This is a genomic window from Trabulsiella odontotermitis, assembly GCF_001297775.1.
GTDB classification, from domain to species: domain Bacteria; phylum Pseudomonadota; class Gammaproteobacteria; order Enterobacterales; family Enterobacteriaceae; genus Trabulsiella; species Trabulsiella odontotermitis.
Genome location: NZ_LIFX01000010.1, coordinates 92710 through 110455, shown reverse-complemented (window position 1 = coordinate 110455; position 17746 = coordinate 92710). Strand labels below are relative to the sequence as shown.

General features: G+C 55.6%; 14 protein-coding genes. 8 read left to right on the top strand and 6 right to left on the bottom strand.

Features of this window, described 5'->3' with window-relative positions; genetic code table 11:
- Complete coding sequence (arsC, locus tag AOY23_RS14305; RefSeq protein WP_054179444.1) at positions 1–360, top strand: arsenate reductase (glutaredoxin); 360 nt, start codon at positions 1–3, stop codon at positions 358–360.
- Here the strand turns inward: arsC and AOY23_RS14300 are convergent.
- On the bottom strand, positions 357–1181 hold the full coding sequence (locus AOY23_RS14300; protein ID WP_054179443.1) for a helix-turn-helix domain-containing protein: 825 nt from the start codon (positions 1179–1181) through the stop codon (positions 357–359). The two genes, arsC and AOY23_RS14300, sit on opposite strands and share 4 nt — an antisense overlap.
- A gap of 154 nt (positions 1182–1335) precedes the next feature.
- On the opposite strand from AOY23_RS14300, the gene celB reads away from it, so the two are divergent.
- Genes celB through AOY23_RS14285 form a run of 3 tightly spaced genes read left to right on the top strand, consistent with a single transcriptional unit; the run spans position 1336 to position 5060 of the window.
- The gene (gene celB / locus AOY23_RS14295) at positions 1336–2655 is read left to right on the top strand and encodes a PTS cellobiose transporter subunit IIC (protein ID WP_054179442.1); all 1320 of its coding nucleotides are present in this window, start codon (positions 1336–1338) and stop codon (positions 2653–2655) included.
- A gap of 3 nt (positions 2656–2658) precedes the next feature.
- Positions 2659–3612 (top strand): glycosylasparaginase, encoded by a 954-nt coding sequence (locus AOY23_RS14290; protein WP_054179441.1) that lies wholly within the window; start codon positions 2659–2661, stop codon positions 3610–3612.
- A gap of 2 nt (positions 3613–3614) precedes the next feature.
- Complete coding sequence (locus AOY23_RS14285; protein ID WP_054179440.1) at positions 3615–5060, top strand: leucyl aminopeptidase family protein; 1446 nt, start codon at positions 3615–3617, stop codon at positions 5058–5060.
- A 68-nt stretch (positions 5061–5128) separates the two neighbouring features.
- On the opposite strand, the gene AOY23_RS14280 is transcribed toward AOY23_RS14285, so the two are convergent.
- From AOY23_RS14280 to AOY23_RS14265, 4 genes are all read right to left on the bottom strand, one after another.
- Positions 5129–5830 carry a DnaA inactivator Hda gene (locus tag AOY23_RS14280; protein ID WP_072011962.1) on the bottom strand — a complete coding sequence of 234 codons (702 nt, stop codon included), beginning with the start codon at positions 5828–5830 and terminating at the stop codon, positions 5129–5131.
- A gap of 95 nt (positions 5831–5925) precedes the next feature.
- On the bottom strand, positions 5926–7215 hold the full coding sequence (gene uraA, locus AOY23_RS14275; protein ID WP_054179439.1) for a uracil permease: 1290 nt from the start codon (positions 7213–7215) through the stop codon (positions 5926–5928).
- A 90-nt stretch (positions 7216–7305) separates the two neighbouring features.
- On the bottom strand, positions 7306–7932 hold the full coding sequence (gene upp, locus AOY23_RS14270) for a uracil phosphoribosyltransferase (RefSeq protein WP_054179438.1): 627 nt from the start codon (positions 7930–7932) through the stop codon (positions 7306–7308).
- Between the two features lie 185 nt (positions 7933–8117).
- Complete coding sequence (locus AOY23_RS14265) at positions 8118–9548, bottom strand: 6-phospho-beta-glucosidase (RefSeq protein ID WP_054179437.1); 1431 nt, start codon at positions 9546–9548, stop codon at positions 8118–8120.
- Between the two features lie 247 nt (positions 9549–9795).
- Here AOY23_RS14265 and purM point away from each other — a divergent pair, with 247 nt between their 5' ends.
- The 4 genes from purM (at position 9796) to ppx (ending at position 15290) form a co-directional block, all read left to right on the top strand.
- Positions 9796–10833 carry a phosphoribosylformylglycinamidine cyclo-ligase gene (gene purM, locus AOY23_RS14260; protein ID WP_054179436.1) on the top strand — a complete coding sequence of 346 codons (1038 nt, stop codon included), beginning with the start codon at positions 9796–9798 and terminating at the stop codon, positions 10831–10833.
- On the top strand, positions 10833–11474 hold the full coding sequence (gene purN / locus AOY23_RS14255) for a phosphoribosylglycinamide formyltransferase (RefSeq protein WP_054179435.1): 642 nt from the start codon (positions 10833–10835) through the stop codon (positions 11472–11474). The genes purM and purN overlap by 1 nt, the downstream gene beginning before the upstream one ends.
- Positions 11475–11684: 210 nt before the next feature.
- Positions 11685–13745 carry a polyphosphate kinase 1 gene (ppk1, locus tag AOY23_RS14250; RefSeq protein ID WP_054179434.1) on the top strand — a complete coding sequence of 687 codons (2061 nt, stop codon included), beginning with the start codon at positions 11685–11687 and terminating at the stop codon, positions 13743–13745.
- A gap of 3 nt (positions 13746–13748) precedes the next feature.
- Positions 13749–15290 carry an exopolyphosphatase gene (gene ppx, locus AOY23_RS14245; RefSeq protein WP_054179433.1) on the top strand — a complete coding sequence of 514 codons (1542 nt, stop codon included), beginning with the start codon at positions 13749–13751 and terminating at the stop codon, positions 15288–15290.
- Here the strand turns inward: ppx and AOY23_RS14240 are convergent.
- On the bottom strand, positions 15287–17527 hold the full coding sequence (locus AOY23_RS14240; RefSeq protein ID WP_054179432.1) for an EAL domain-containing protein: 2241 nt from the start codon (positions 17525–17527) through the stop codon (positions 15287–15289). The genes ppx and AOY23_RS14240 overlap by 4 nt on opposite strands.
- Between the last annotated feature and the right edge of the window lie 219 nt (positions 17528–17746).

Here is a 17746-nt window from a genome sequence, read left to right as displayed (position 1 = left end):
ATGTCTGACGCCGTCACGATTTATCACAACCCGCGTTGTTCCAAAAGCCGTGAGACGCTGAATCTGCTGAAGGAGAAAGGCGTGGAGCCGCAGGTGGTGCTCTATCTTGAAAACCCGCCGGATGCGGCGACACTGCGTAATCTGGTGAAAATGCTCGGCATGCGCAGCGCCCGTGAACTGTTACGCCAGAAAGAAGATCTCTATACCTCACTGGCGCTGATGGATCCGGCTCTGCCGGAAGAGGCGCTGATTCTGGCGATGGTCGAACATCCCAAATTGATCGAGCGCCCGATTGTGGTGCATAACGGCAAGGCGCGCATTGGCCGTCCGCCGGAGCAGGTTTTAGAAATCCTCGACTAATCCCCCTGCCGCAGCGCTTCCAGAAAAGCCTGCGGCGTTTTCTCTCCCAGCTTTTTCTGCGCCCTGCCGGTATTCCATAACTGACACAACCGCTGCACCGTGCTGTCAGGTTCATCCAGCGCGGGGATCAATTCCGCCAGCGGAACACTAATCTGGATGGCCTGCGGTTCAGCCTGCTCACTGGTTTTGCACAGCACATCGTTTCGCTCCAGCGTGAAGCACTTCGCGAGATTTGTCTCAACACATTGAATCTGTGCCGGACACGCCGTTAATACTTCATCCAGCCAGTGATTCACCAGTGCCGGAGAGATCCCCGAAAACAGCCGTGCATGGCACCAGCCGCTGACCGGCTCCTGCGCCCACAGCAGGTGATGATCGCCGCCATCGTCCATCGGCAGCGCCAGCAGGCGGTAATGCAACACCAGCGTGTCCGGCTTCACGCCCGCTTTCAGCGCTTTTTTCCCCTGTAACACGCCCTCTTTACGCCCTTCATGCGCCGGGCGCAGATAGCGGTTCAGCGTTGCCCTGGAGACCGGAATGCCCAGCCCGTCGTTAACGATAAACAACAGTTCATCCAGCGGCGCGCGCAGCACGTCCCGCAACGCATTAATCAGCGCTTCCTGTTCTTGTCTCAGTGCTTTGTGTATCACATGCGGTGTGGTGTGATTATCGGCAATCTGGCTGCGGTTGCGCCAGCGACGCACGGTAGTGACTGAAATTCCCAGCTCACGCGCCAGTTCCCGGTCGCTTTTGCTCGATTCCTGCAGATATTTGCGCGTGCGTGGCGTAGTGGTGGCATTGGCGTGCAGTTTAATTTCCATTAGCGTTTCCTGCCAAAAATATAACCAATCATATGAGATTTATATTAATTACGCGAATGCATTGTGAGCGGTTTCACCTTTCCACTCGCCGCTTTCTTCGATAATCCCTTTACATAACACACACAACGTCTCTTGATCTTGTACGGAGTTCACAATGAACAATGTTCTGGGATTTCTTGAAGCAAAACTGATGCCGCTGGCGGCAAAAACCGCGCAACAGCGTCATCTTGGCGCCATCCGCGGCGCCTATGTTTCCTTCATGCCGTTTATTATTGTCGGTTCAATCCTGCTGGTTATCTCCTCGTTTCCCAACCAGACCTATCAGCAGTTTATGTCTCAGGCCTTTGGTGAGAGCTGGAGCGCGATTATCGAGATCCCGTTTAACGCGGTGTTCTCAACGATGTCGCTATTTATCGGTTTTCTGGTCGCCTTCCGTCTGGCGGAGCATTACAACGAAGACCGCATCTCGTGCGGCATTCTGGGGCTGGTCTGTTTTCTGATCCTGACGCCGTTTATCAAAGTGGCGGAAAACGGCGGGATCACTGTGATCCCGGTGGAGTGGATCGGCACCAAAGGGTTGTTTGTGGCGATGATCGGCTCGCTTATCTGGACCGAGCTGTTCTGCTGGCTGAAGCGGAAAAAACTGGTCATTAAAATGCCGGAAGGTGTTCCGCCCGCGGTGCAGGAATCCTTCGCGGCGTTAATTCCGGCGCTGGTGGTAATGATTCTGGTGCTGATCATCCGTATCGCGTTTGAAAACACCCACTACACCACTATCCACCAGTTCATTTATGAAGTGGTCGCCACACCGGTGCGCCATTACGGCACCTCCTATTTTGGCGCACTGATGACGGTCTTTAGTATTACCATTCTGTGGTCGGTGGGGATCAACTCCGGCTCGATGATTAACGGGATCATCCGCCCGCTGTGGATGGAAAATCAGACCGACAATATCGCCGCGATCCAGGCGGGCGTCACTCCACCGCATATCATCACGGAACAATTTTTCGACATGATCTGGATGGGTGGTGCCGGGGCGACGCTGTCGCTGGTCATCGCCATGCTGATTTTTGCCCGCAGTAAAAACATGCGCGAAGTGGCACGGCTCGGCGCGGGTGCCTCCATCTTTAACATCAACGAGCCGATTCTGTTTGGTCTGCCGGTGATCATGAACCCGATCATGCTGATCCCGTTTAACCTCGTGCCGCTGGTGCTGGTCACCATCCAGTACGCAGCAATGAAAATTGGCGCAGTGGCGGTCACCACCGGGGTGTTCATCCCCTGGACGCTGCCGCCGGTGATCAGTGGTTTTATCGTCACCGGGCATCTGAGTGGCAGCGTGATGCAGATCCTCAATCTGCTGATCGGTGCCATGCTTTATCTGCCGTTCATGCGTATTGTCGACAAGCAGTATCGCGCCGCAGAAATGACGTCATCCGCAGAGGCGGACAATGCACTGGCAAAACAGGAGTAAACGATGTGGGGAATTATCGCCACCTGGCGAATGGCACTGGAAGGCGTGGCCGCCTCGGCGACCGCGCTGGCAGCAGGGAAAGCGGCCGCGGGTGCCGTTGTTGACGCCGTTGCGGCGGTAGAAGATTTTCCGTTTTATAAATCGGTGGGCTACGGCGGGTTGCCCACCGAAAACGGTGAGGTAGAACTGGACGCCGCCTTTATGGATGGCGACACGCTGGCGTTTGGCGCGGTGGGCAATCTGGTCGATATCGCCAACCCGGTGAGAGTCGCTCATGCCCTGAGTCGCCAGCGCTATAACAGCGTACTGGTCGGTCAGGGAGCCCGCGAATGGGCGCTCAGCCAGGGCTTTGCGGCAAAAGAGATGCTCACCGAACGCGCCATGCAGCATTACCGTAAACGCTGCCGGGAAACGCTCGATAAAGGATTAAGCCCTTATGACGGGCATGACACCGTCGGCATTATCGGCCTGGACCGCCACCATTCGATGAGCGTTGCGACTTCCACCAGCGGTCTGTTTATGAAAAAACGCGGGCGACTGGGTGATTCTCCGATCATCGGCTCCGGGTTTTACTGCGACAGCGAGACCGGCGCGGCGACGGCCACCGGCGTTGGCGAAGATCTGATGAAAGGCTGCGCCAGTTATGAAATTGTCCGCCGGATGGCGCAGGGCATGACCCCGCAGCAGGCCGCTGATTCGGTGGTGTGCGAACTGGAGGATAAGCTGATGTCGCGCTTTGGTCGTGCCGGAGACCTGTCTGTGGTGTGTATGAACCGCAACGGCGAATTCGGCGCTGCCACCAACATCAAAACCTTCTCTTTTGTGGTCGCCACGGCCAGCCAGCCGCTGACGGTCTTTCGCGCTGAGCGCCTACGTGAAAAGACACATTATCAACCGGTGGACGACGAATGGATGCAGGCCTACGCCGCGCGCATTCGCGCCCCCATCGAGGAGTAACCATGCTGGATTACCGCATCATCAATCACCTGGATAACCACGCCGTGGGCTGCCACCTGGTGACCTGGCCCGGCAGTCCGCTACTCGCCGATCCGCTTTTTGACGCCTGCCCTGTGGTGAGTGAAATGGCGGCTCGCGCGGAAAACGCCATCGCAGACACCTGCTTTGGCTGCGCGCCATTTGCCCGTATTACGCTGATCCCGCTGAACGTCTGGCAGGATGCACAACACGATGCGCTGACGCAGGCACTGCGTCCGCTGTTCACCGCGCCGGCCAGCACACGCGTGCTGCTGGATGCGTCGGTAAACGTGCCGGGGTTATCTTCTGCGCTGCGTTATCTGTTTAATCTTGAACATACCCTGACGGATCTGGGCCTGCGCAAACCGCAGCCGGATGCCGTTCGCCTGCGTCAGATCGACATCTGGTGCCAGCCGGAACAAACCGCTGTACTGAAAGCGCAGCTTCGCCAGCAACAGGCCATTGCGCACGGCATGGTGGCCGCCCGCAGGCTGGCAGACCTGCCTTCTGAGCAGTGTACGCCGCAGTTTGTGGTGGAACAGGCGCAACGTCTGTGCGCTAACATCCCTGCCCTGCGCTGTGAAGTGCTGGACGAACACGCCATCGCTGAACAGGGGTTGGGGTTGCTGCATGCCGTCGGTAAAGGCTCGGAACGCCCGCCCCGCCTGCTGGCGATCCATTATGACGGTGTGGAAACCGGCCCGGTGCGCAGCTATGTCGGCAAAGGTATTACTTTTGATACCGGCGGGTTGTGGCTGAAAGAAGGCGCGGGCATGTACACCATGAAATATGACATGTGTGGCGCGGCAAACGTCCTCGGACTGATGCTGAGCATCGCGGCGCTGGCATTACCGGTCAGAGTGATGGGCGTGCTGGCGCTGGCGGAAAACGCCATTGGCCCCAACGCCATGCAACCGGGCAGCGTGGCGCGCGCCTGCAATGGCCTGACCGTTGAGATTAACAACACCGATGCCGAAGGCAGGCTGGTACTGGCGGACGCTATTGCCTGGGCCAGCCAGCGTCATCCGCAGACGCGCTATATCATCGACATGGCAACGCTGACGGGTGCGGTGGTGAAAGCGCTGGGTTATGAGTTAAGCGGCCTGATGACCCAGGATGAACCGCTGCGCGCAGCGCTGACAGCGGCCGGGAAACAGTCCGGTGATGAAGTCTGGTCGCTGCCGCTCGACGCACGGCTGAAAAAACAAACCGAAAGCGCGATTGCCGATCTGTGTAATACTCCTACCAATAACGCAGCGATAAGCGTTTCAGCAGCATGGCTGCTGCATCACTTCTGCGCGCCAGACATCCCATGGGCGCATCTGGATGTCAGCGGTACCGCGTTGTGGCGTGAAGGGGGAAAAAGCGTGGCATCGGGAAGGCCGATCCCGCTGCTGATACAGCATCTACTGAATGACCTGCAGAGGTAGGCCCGTGCAAGCGAAGCGCCGCCGGGCAATATTGCCGGATGGCGCGTTGCTTATCCGGCCTACAAAAGTTACAGCTTCAGGATCTCTTTGACGAACGGAATGGTCAGCTTGCGCTGCGCGGTGATCGACGCGCGGTCGAGCTGATCCAGCGTCATAAACAGCGTGCGCATTTCGCGATCCAGCCGCTTGAGCAGAAAACGGCACACATCTTCCGGCAGTTCAAAGCCGCGCAGGCGGGCGCGAAGCTGTAAGGCCTGCAGTTTGTCTTCATCGGACAACGGCTGCAGCTTATAGATTTGCCCCCAGTCGAGGCGGGAGGCGAGATCCGGCAGACCCAGATTCAACTGGCGCGGCGGGCGATCACCGGTGATCAGCAACCGTGTTTTACCGGATTCAAGAATGCGATTGTAGAGGTTGAAGATCGCCATCTCCCAGGGCTCATCCCCGGCGGCACATTCAATGTTGTCGATACAGACCAGCGACAAATGCTCCATTCCCTCCAGCACTTCCGGCACAAACCAGGTGCGCTTATCCAGCGGCACATAACCTACCGCTTCGCCACGCTGGGAGAGCTCCGCACAGGCGGCATGCAGCAAATGGCTGCGTCCCGCGCCTTCGCGTGACCAGAAATAGAGATATCCGCTGTGATCCTGGCGCAAAACGTTCTGCAACGCCGCGAGAAAAGAAGGGTTATCACCCGGCCAGAAACTCGCAAAAGTTTCATCGTCAGGAAGATAGAGTGGCAAAGAGAGCTGTGCCGGTGCGTTCAGAGAGACCTCAACAAAATACTACCTAAAATCGGTAACGAGTTTAGCACGTAACCGGAACGGAGAGAACCGGGCGGATCCTCCGCCCGGTAGCAGGATCACGATTTCACGTCTTCGCTGTCCGCCGCATCCAGTACCACCTCTTCGGGTCGCAGTACGCTGATAAGCTTGAAGATCAGGCTCAGACAGATACCGACGATCGTCGCCAGCGCCATGCCTTTCAGCTCAGCGGCGCCAATGTGCACTTTCGCGCCGCTGACGCCGATGATCAGAATGACGGAGGTCAGGATCAGGTTCTGCGCTTTGCTGTAATCCACTTTCGATTCAATCAGTACGCGAATACCGGAAGCGCCGATCACCCCGTACAGCAGCAGCGACACACCGCCCATCACCGGCACAGGGATAATCTGGATCGCCGCCGCCAGCTTGCCAACACAGGAAAGCAGAATCGCAATGATCGCCGCCCCGCCGATAACCCAGGTGCTGTACACGCGGGTAATCGCCATCACGCCGATGTTTTCGCCGTACGTGGTGTTTGGCGTCGAGCCGAAGAAACCGGAAATCACCGTCGACAGACCGTTGGCAAACATCGAGCGATGTAGACCCGGGTCGCGGATCAGGTCACGCTTAACGATATTCGCCGTCACCACCAGGTGACCGACGTGTTCTGCAATCACCACCAGCGCCGCAGGCAGAATGGTGAAAATCGCGAACCACTCGAAACGCGGTGTGTAGAACGTCGGCAGCGCGAACCAGTGCGCCTGGGCAATCGGGGTCGTATCCACCACGCCCATCGCGAAGGAGAGCGCGTAACCCGCCAGCACGCCGATGAGGATCGGGATAATCGCCAGGAAACCACGGAACAGTACCGAGCCAAACACCGTGACCGCCAGCGTTACCAGCGAAATAATAATGGTTGTTGAATCCGGCGCTTGCCCTTCTGCAGGTAGCAGCCCGGCCATGTTCGCCGCAACCCCCGCCAGCTCCAGACCGATAACCGCGACAATCGCCCCCATCGCCGCCGGTGGGAACATCACATCCAGCCAGCCGGTACCGGCTTTTTTAACGATAAAAGAGACGATGCAGAACAGCACGCCGCACATAATAAAGCCGCCCAGCGCCACTTCGTAGCCCAGCGGCAACAGCAGCAGAACCGGTGAAATAAAGGCGAAGCTCGAACCCAGATAGGCCGGAATTTTACCCTTACAGATAAAGAGATACAGCAGCGTCCCGATACCGTTAAACAGCAGCACGGTGGCCGGGTTGATGTGGAACAGGATTGGCACCAGCACGGTTGCGCCAAACATCGCGAACAAGTGCTGCAAACTAAGCGGGATGGTCTGTAAAAGCGGTGGTCTTTCACTAACCCCGATAGCACGGCGCGTCATAGTGTTTTCCTCGAGTGTTGTTATAGGTCATGTGTTGTTGTATTCAAAAAAAAGCCGACTATCAAAGTCGGCTTTATTATCGCTATCTCATCATTTCGTACCAAAAATCTTATCGCCGGCATCGCCGAGCCCCGGAATGATGTATCCGTGCTCGTTAAGTCCCTTGTCAATCGATGCGGTGTACAGCTCCACGTCCGGGTGCGCTTTTTCCAGCGCGGCCAGACCTTCCGGCGCCGCCACCAGAACCAGCACCTTGATGCTGGTGCAGCCTGCTTTTTTCAGCAGGTCGATAGTAGCGATCATCGAACCGCCGGTCGCCAGCATCGGGTCAACCACCAGCGCCATGCGCTCGTTGATGTTGGAAACCAGCTTCTGGAAGTACGGTACCGGCTCCAGCGTCTCTTCATTACGGTAGATACCTACCACGCTGATGCGCGCGCTCGGAACGTGTTCCAGAACGCCTTCCATCATGCCCAGACCCGCACGCAGGATAGGCACAACGGTGATTTTCTTACCTTTGATCTGCTCAACTTCTACCGGGCCGTTCCAGCCTTCGATAGTCACTTTTTCGGTTGCCAGATCGGAGGTCGCTTCATAAGTCAGTAAGCTGCCGACTTCAGAGGCCAGTTCACGAAAGCGCTTAGTGCTGATGTCATGCTCTCGCATCAGGCCCAGTTTGTGTTTGACGAGTGGATGTTTCACTTCCACAATCTTCATTCTCATTCTCCTCTGAAGTGGCAGCCGCAAAAAAAATCGCGGGATTATAACGCTTTTTGCCGTTAATGCCATACCCACAATGCTTGACGACGATCAAGCAAAAGGTTTAACAGGTTGTTACTGATTATAAATTAAAGAAAAAAATAAGCCCCGCTATTGCGAGGCTCTAAAGGTTAACGGTGAAGTCAGAGGGTTTCGCCGTTGCTGGCGATCACCTTCTGGTACCAGGCGAAGGATTTTTTCTTACTGCGTGCCAGCGTGCCCTTCCCTTCGTTGTCTTTATCGACATAAATAAAGCCGTAGCGTTTTTTCATCTCACCGGTGCCCGCAGAAACCAGGTCGATGCAGCCCCATGGCGTATAGCCCATCAGATCCACGCCATCCTCTTCCACCGCTTTTTTCATTTCGCGGATATGGGCGGCCAGATAATCAATACGGTACTGGTCATTCACCGAGCCGTCGCTTTCCTGCACATCAATAGCGCCGAAGCCGTTTTCGACAATAAACAGCGGCAATTGATAGTGATCCCAGAACCAGTTCAGCGAGTAGCGCAGGCCCACCGGGTCAATCTGCCAGCCCCAGTCGGATTTCTGCACGTACGGATTGGAGACCAGACTGGTGGTTTCGTCATAGTCGAAACGCGGGTTATCGGCCGTGGCTTTGGTGGCGAAAGACATGTAATAGCTGAAGCCGATGTAATCCACACAACCCTGCGCCAGCGCCGCGCGATCAGCATCGGTGATGTCCAGCGAAAAACCACGACGCGCAAAGTAGTTCAGCAGATGCTGCGGGTATTTTCCGCGTACGTGCACATCGGTAAACCAGTAGCGGCGATGCATGGCATTCATTGCCATCATCATGTCATCCGGCGCGCAGGTCAGCGGATAAACCGGGCACATGGCGATCATGCAGCCAACCTGCAATGACGGGTTAATTTCCCGTGCCACTTTCACCGCCAGGGCACTGGCGACCAGTTCATAATGCGCGGCCTGATACATGACCGGCTCGCGATCTTCACCCGGCTGATACTTAAGCCCGGAGTTGGTGAACGGGGCGAAATCTTCGTGGAAGTTAGCCTGATTATTAATTTCGTTGAACGTCATCCAGTACTTCACTTTGTGCTGGTAGCGTTCAAACGCCACTTTCGCAAAACGTACAAAGAAGTCGATCATTTTGCGGTTGCGCCAGCCGCCGTACTCTGTGACCAGGTGATACGGCATTTCGAAGTGCGATAACGTCACGACCGGTTCGATGCCATATTTCAGGCATTCATCGAACAGATCATCATAATATTGCAGACCCGCTTCATTCGGCGTCTGCTCGTCGCCGTTGGGGAAAATACGCGTCCAGGCGATGGAGGTGCGGAAGCATTTGAAGCCCAGTTCAGCGAAGAGTTTGATGTCGTCTTTATAGCGATGATAAAAGTCGATCGCCTCATGGTTCGGGTAATTTTTGCCCGGCAACACGCCGCTGGTGATCTCGCGCGGCACCCCATGCGCGCCTGCGGTCATCACATCCGCCACGCTGACGCCTTTACCCCCTTCCTGCCAGCCACCTTCCAGTTGATGCGCCGCGACCGCGCCACCCCATAAGAATCCTGCTTTAAATCCAGACATTCGCTTTCCCTCATTTTCACATCACAGAAACCGGTTTCAGTGATGATGTGCAAGCCGCTATGTTGTTGCAAGAATAAGAATGTACCCGGTTTCATTTTCGTGAACGGTATCAAGTTAAGCCACTGCAACGGCGGAAATATCGCCTGAGAAAAAATGAACGTAAAGCAGGCTCGCAAACGTTTGCTTTGACTGGTAGAATGGCGCCGTTTTTTACTTCTATCGCAAGCAAACGCGCGGAGATTTCGCTGTGACCGACAAAACCTCTCTTAGCTACAAAGATGCCGGTGTTGATATTGACGCAGGTAACGCACTGGTCGACCGAATTAAGGGCACGGTAAAGAAAACCCGCCGCCCGGAGGTCATGGGAGGGCTCGGCGGCTTTGGCGCGCTCTGTGCGCTGCCGCAGAAATACCGCGAACCGGTACTGGTTTCCGGCACTGACGGCGTGGGCACCAAACTGCGTCTGGCGATGGATCTGAAACGTCACGACACCATCGGCATTGATCTGGTCGCGATGTGTGTAAATGACCTGGTTGTGCAGGGCGCAGAGCCGTTGTTTTTCCTCGACTACTACGCCACCGGCAAACTGGACGTCGACACTGCCGCCAGCGTGATTAACGGCATCGCCGAAGGTTGTCTGCAGTCCGGTTGTGCGCTGGTCGGCGGCGAAACTGCTGAAATGCCGGGCATGTATCATGGCGATGATTACGACGTGGCCGGTTTCTGCGTCGGCGTGGTGGAAAAATCAGAAATCATTGACGGTTCAAAAGTCGCCGATGGCGATGTGTTAGTAGCGCTGGCCTCCAGCGGGCCGCACTCGAATGGCTACTCGCTGGTACGTAAAATTCTTGAAGTGAGCGGCAGCAATCCGCAGACCACGCAGCTCGACGGCAAACCGCTGGCCGATCATCTGCTGGCGCCGACCCGCATCTATGTTAAACCGGTGCTGGAACTGATTGAGCAGGTTGACGTTCATGCCATCGCCCACCTGACCGGCGGCGGTTTCTGGGAAAACATCCCGCGCGTACTGCCGGATAACACCCAGGCGGTGATCGACGAATCCTCATGGCAGTGGCCGGAAGTGTTCCACTGGTTGCAGACGAGCGGCAACGTCAGCCGTCACGAAATGTACCGTACCTTCAACTGCGGCGTGGGCATGGTGATTGCGCTGCCTGCGGATCAGGCTGACAACGCCGTAACGCTGTTAAATGAGAAAGGTGAAAACGCGTGGAAAATCGGGTATATCAAAAAGTCCGATTCAGAACAGCGTGTGGTCATTGAGTAATGAAGAACATCGTTGTCCTTATTTCCGGCAACGGAAGTAATTTGCAGGCCATCATTGACGGTTGTCAGCAGGGAAAAATCAATGGCACGCTCCGTGCCGTGTTCAGCAATAAGGCCGATGCGTTCGGCCTTGAACGCGCCCGCGAGGCTGACATCCCTGCCCATGCGCTGGAAGCCAGCCAGTTCGCCAGCCGGGAAGCGTTCGATCGTGAACTGATCCGCGAAATCGATATTTACGCGCCGGACGTCGTGGTGTTGGCGGGCTATATGCGCATTCTCAGCCCGGCCTTTGTCGCCCATTATCAGGGCCGCTTGCTTAATATTCACCCTTCCCTTCTGCCAAAATATCCGGGGTTATATACCCATCGTCAGGTACTGGAAAACGGCGATGAAGAGCACGGCACCTCCGTGCATTTTGTCACCGATGAACTGGATGGCGGCCCGGTTATTTTGCAGGCCAAAGTGCCGGTCTTTGCCGGTGATGACGAAGCGGATGTGACAGCACGCGTTCAGGCCCAGGAGCACGCCATCTACCCGCTGGTGGTAAGCTGGTTTGTTGACGGTCGCCTGCAGATGCGTGACAACGCCGCCTGGCTGGATGGCGCTAAGCTGCCCCGGCAGGGTTACGCGTCAGACGAATAAACATGATATTGCCTCTTGCGCAGGTGCGGCAGGAGGCGTTTTTTTGTAATTACCTTCCTGAATACCTTCTCTTTTTTTACCGCGCCACTACGTCCCGCCGGAAAACTGTCATACTTATCTGGCACATTGGACATCCTACAGTAAAGCTAGCAATATACGCGTTGAGACGGATTTGCCGCGTCCCGTGAATGAACCGGAGTGTGAGTAGTAATGGGCCAGGAAAAGCTATATATCGAGAAAGAATTAAGTTGGTTATCCTTCAACGAACGTGTACTCCAGGAGGCGGCCGACAAAAGCAACCCGCTGATCGAGCGCATGCGCTTTCTGGGTATCTATTCCAATAACCTTGATGAATTCTATAAAGTCCGTTTTGCGGAACTCAAACGTCGCATCATCATCAGCGAAGAACAAGGCATTACCGCCCATTCACGCCATCTGCTGGGTAAAATTCAGGCCCGGGTACTGAAAGACGATCAGGAATTCGACAACCTCTACAACGAACTGCTGCTGGAAATGGCGCGTAATCAGATCTTCCTGATCAACGAACGTCAGTTGTCGGTCAACCAGCAGGAGTGGCTGCGTCACTACTTTAAGCAGTATCTGCGCCAGCACATCTCCCCTATTCTGATCAACCGCGAAACCAATCTGGTGCAGTTCCTGAAAGATGACTACACCTATCTGGCCGTGGAGATCATTCGCGGCGAAACCATTCGCTACGCGTTGCTGGAAATTCCGTCTGATAAAGTGCCGCGCTTCGTCAACCTGCCGCCGGAAACACCGCGCCGCCGCAAGCCGATGATCCTGCTCGACAACATTCTGCGTTACTGCCTGGATGACATTTTCAAAGGCTTCTTCGATTACGACGCGCTGAACGCCTACTCGATGAAAATGACCCGTGATTCCGAGTACGATCTGGTGCACGAGATGGAATCCAGCCTGATGGAGCTGATGTCATCGAGCCTGAAACAGCGTCTGACTGCTGAGCCGGTACGTTTCGTCTATCAGCGCGACATGCCGGACGCGATGGTGGAAATGCTGCGCGAAAAACTGTCCATCTCCCGCTACGACTCCATTGTGCCGGGTGGCCGTTACCACAACTTTAAAGACTTTATTGGCTTCCCGAATGTCGGCAAAGCCAATCTGGTCAACCGACCGTTGCCGCGTCTGCGCCATCTGTGGTTCGACAAATTCCGCAACGGCTTTGATGCCATCCGCGAACGCGACGTACTGCTCTACTACCCGTATCACACGTTCGAGCATGTGCTGGAATTGCTGCGTCAGGCCTCGTTTGACCCGAGCGTGCTGGCGATCAAAATCAACATCTACCGCGTGGCGAAAGACTCGCGCATTATCGATGCGATGATCCACGCCGCCCACAACGGCAAGAAAGTGACCGTGGTGGTCGAACTGCAGGCGCGCTTCGACGAAGAAGCCAACATTCTCTGGGCGAAGCGTCTGACTGCCGCTGGCGTGCACGTTATTTTCTCCGCGCCAGGGTTAAAAATTCACGCCAAGCTGTTCCTGGTCTCCCGCAAAGAGGGCGAAGAGGTGGTGCGCTACGCGCACATCGGCACCGGTAACTTCAACGAGAAAACAGCGCGGATTTATACCGACTACTCGCTGCTGACCGCTGACGCGCGGATTACCAACGAAGTGCGCCGGGTCTTCAACTTTATCGAGAACCCTTATCGCCCTGTTAACTTTGATTATCTGCTGGTGTCGCCGCAAAACTCGCGTCGCCTGCTGTATGAGATGATCGATAAAGAAATTGCCAACGCGCAGAATGGTCTGCCGTCGGGCATCACGCTGAAGCTCAATAACCTCGTGGATAAAGGGCTGGTCGACAGACTCTACGCGGCGTCCAGCTCAGGCGTACCGGTCAATCTGCTGATCCGCGGGATGTGCTCGCTGATCCCGGAACTGGAAGGCATCAGTGACAATATTCGCGTGATCAGTATCGTCGACCGTTACCTGGAACACGATCGCATCTATATTTTTGAAAACGGCGGCGACAAAAACGTGTATCTTTCTTCCGCCGACTGGATGACGCGCAACATCGATTACCGTATTGAGGTTGCCGCGCCGCTTCTCGACCCGCGACTGAAACAACGGATCCTCGATATTATCGATATTCTGTTCAGCGATACGGTGAAGGCGCGGTATATTGATAAAGAACTGAGTAATTGCTATGTGCCGCGCGGCAATCGTCGTAAGGTTCGCGCGCAACAGGCGATCTATGATTATCTCAAATCACTAGAGCAACCCGATTAATCTATGTCCATACAAGACCAAACCTCACGGCCGCAGGAATTTGCTGCGGTCGACCTCGGCTCAAACAGTTTTCATATGGTGATCGCCCGCGTTGTCGACGGCGCAATGCAGATCATTGGCCGCCTGAAGCAGCGCGTGCATCTGGCGGATGGCCTCGATGAAAATAACATGTTGAGCGAAGAAGCGATTGAGCGCGGGCTAAACTGCCTGTCGCTGTTTGCTGAACGCCTGCAGGGTTTCTCTGCTTCCAGCGTTTGTATCGTTGGTACCCATACGCTGCGCCAGGCGCAGAATGCGGCAGAGTTCCTGAAACGCGCGGAAAAAGTGATCCCCTACCCGATTGAAATCATCCCCGGCAACGAAGAAGCCCGACTGATTTTTATGGGCGTTGAGCACACGCAGCCGGAAAAAGGCCGCAAACTGGTGATCGATATCGGCGGCGGCTCGACGGAACTGGTGATTGGCGAAGACTTTGAGCCACGACTGGTGGAAAGTCGCCGTATGGGTTGCGTCAGTTTCGCGCAGATGTACTTCCCGGGTAATGTCATCAGCAAAGAGAATTTCCAGCGTGCGCGCCTCTCCGCCATTCAGAAGCTGGAAACGCTCTCCTGGCAGTTCCGCATTCACGGCTGGAATGTCGCGCTGGGCGCGTCCGGCACCATTAAAGCCGCGCACGAAGTGCTTCTGGCGATGGGTGAAAAAGACGGTTTTATCACCCCGGAACGTCTGGACATGCTGGTGAACGAGTTGCTGAAGTACAAGAGCTTCGATGCACTCAGCCTGCCGGGCCTCTCCGACGAACGTAAAGCGGTGTTTGTGCCGGGTCTGGCGATTCTTTGCGGCGTATTTGATTCACTGGCGATCAAAGAGCTGCGCCTCTCTGACGGCGCCCTGCGTGAAGGCGTACTGTATGAAATGGAAGGCCGCTTCCGTCATCAGGATATTCGCAGCCGCACAGCACAAAGCCTGGCGAATCAGTACAACATCGACCGCGATCAGGTCGGGCGCGTACTCGACACCACCATGCATATGTACCATCAGTGGGAAGCGCAAAACCCAAAGCTGGCGAATCCGCAGTTGGCCGCGCTGCTGAAGTGGGCGGTGATGCTCCATGAAGTGGGGCTGAACATCAACCACAGCGGCATGCAACGCCACTCGGCCTACATCCTGCAGAACAGCGATCTGCCCGGCTTTAACCAGGAACAACAGACGTTAATGGCGACGCTGGTACGCTGCTGCCGCAAAGCCATTAAGCTCGACGAACTGCCGCGCTTTACGCTGTTCAAAAAGAAACAGTTCCTGCCGATGATCCAGTTGTTGCGTCTTGGCGTGCTGCTGAATAATCAGCGTCAGGCGACGACCACACCGCCGGTTCTGACGCTAAAAACCGAAGCCCATCACTGGACGCTGTGCTTCCCGCACGACTGGTTCAGCCAGAACGCGCTGGTGCTGCTTGATCTTGAAAAAGAACAGCAATACTGGGAAGCGGTCAACGGCTGGCTGCTGAAAATCACCGAGGAAGATTCGCCGGAGGTCGCCGCTTAAGCGACCGCCTGTTTCTGCGCACTGGCAACCAGATCCTCCAGCCGTTCTGGTTTGCCAATGCCATACCCTTGCAGATAATCAATTCCCAGTGATAGCGCCGCGTTGCGGATCTCATCGCTCTCCACAAATTCAGCCACCACCTGCATTTTCTTCATCCGCGCCAGCTGGCAAATCGACGCCACGATCTGATAATCCAGGCTGCTGGCAACGATGTTGCGAATAAAACTGCCATCGATTTTGAGCATGTCGGCATCGACATCTTTTAATCGCGTATAGCTGGCGTAGCCGGTACCAAAATCATCAATCGCCACCCGACACCCCAGCTGTCGCAGATAGCACATCGTCTGTCGCGCCTGTTCGGGAAGCGGAATGGGCTGGCGCTCCGTCAGCTCAAAAATCAACTGCCACGGTTCGATGGCGTATTTTTCCAGCAGTTTCATCACCGCGTCGGGAAAGTTAGCACCGCAGGCAGTGGAAGGCGTGATATTCAGCGAAAAGCGCAGACCCGGCAGCGTCATGCGATTGCCATTCATGAAATCGAGCGCTTTCTCCAGCACCCATAAGTCGATACGCGATGACAGTCCAAACTCCTGAGCCACCGGCAGGAAAGCGTCAGGGCCGATCAACTGACCGTCCGCGTTTTCCATGCGTAACAGGATTTCGTAGTAGTTGTCGCCACGCACGCCGATAATCGGCTGCACCATCAGGCGGAAAAGATTGCGCTCCAGCGCCTGCTGGATCTGATTCATCATCGCGACTTTATCTTTCAGCCCCTGCTGCAGATGCATCGCGCCACGACGTTGCAGACTTTCGGGATGCGACGTGCTCAGCGACAGATCGGCAATCGTACCCAGCTCGCCTAACAGCAACGAGAGATGCGCCACCGGCGAACGAACGTAGCAGTAGCTGATACCAACCGGCGGCGAGAGAGGAATGCCATCCCAGTTGAAACGGAACTGTTTTACCCGCGCATCCAGCTCCTCAACACGACGCTGATAGCCTTCGGTATTCAGACGCACCACGAGATCGTGACCGGAGAGTTGATACACCACTTCGTCGGCGAGCAGAACGTCCTTCAGCCACTCAGCGATTTTTTGCTTGTACTGGATCCGCATCATCACGCCGTAGTGACGCCCAAGCACCTCCAGCTCAGGCACCCGCAAGAAACAGAGCACGGACCAGGGAGTTGCCATCAGCGCCCGGTTCAGGGCGCGAAGATTGGGCATATGCACCACCGGATCCAGATAAGCCATCCGGCGGGCGCGCTGATGGATCAGCCGCTGGCGCGTGGAGAGCATCGCCATATAAACGACGATAAATGTGAAGACGAGATAGCTCGATGACGTAATCGCCAGCTGATTACTGTAACCCGGATAGACCGGCAAATAGCGATAATGAAAATGAATGGCGACGATCAGCACCGGCGTCCAGATGAGTGACATGAAGCGATAACCAAAACGCATCGAACCCCAGAGCATCACCGGTAACAATAACGACAGTGTATAGTTGGTGCTGAATATTGAACCGTTGTCGTTCATCGGCCGCAGCAGCATCAACAGTAACGCCACCAGCGCAACCCACCACACAATGCCTTCCGGCCATCTGATTTTGGGGTCTATCTGACGTCGCAGTTGCGAGGCATAGCTGCGAATATGACGCGGATGACGAATAAGGCGAATGAGCAGATAGCACAGCGGTACGCCGGTTAAGCAGCCCACCAGCAGCGCCTGATAGTTAATGATCGTCCGCAAACTCAGTGGACTGACGCCTTCCATCTCAAGCCGACTCGTTTGCAGGCCGAGGTAAACGGAAAACTGAAACAGCACCAGAAAGAGCGTCGCCGGAAAAAACATCTGCCAGAAAATCCGTGGCGCCATCAGCCGCACCGTGCCGTGCGACACCATATGGCGCCGGGGAACGCAGGCGCGATAACCGCCCCAGCTGAGGATTATCGGGATCAGGAAGTTGGCGATCAGCCCCACCGACTCGACAGGCGGCATGTTTCTGGCGAGATGCAACCAGAGCGCGAGGATCATGCCCGGCAATGCCGCCCAGCCGAAAAACAGCATCAGGCTTAACATTAACGCCAGCGGCAGATAATAAAGTGCGACGTCGCGGCCATCCAGTAAGGCAAATGTATTAGCGATATTAATGACTGGAAGTAACAGGACGGGGATAAACAGCGGCAACGCCCACCATTTATCCCGGTATTTTTTGTAGCGTGTATACAAGCTCATTGATGCTCGAAAGAGTACCCATATTCCTGAAGGGATATTCAGACCGGCATCCAACCAGGCCATAACTACCGCGAAGCCACTGTCAGCGCGGGACCGAGGGAAAGAGTTTAGTGAGCTACCGGACATGGAGGTTGACTTAAATCAAATAATTATCGGCACGGGATCACTTATTAGACTTTTTCTTGCGCTGGCCCCGACTCACCATTGGTGATGCGAATA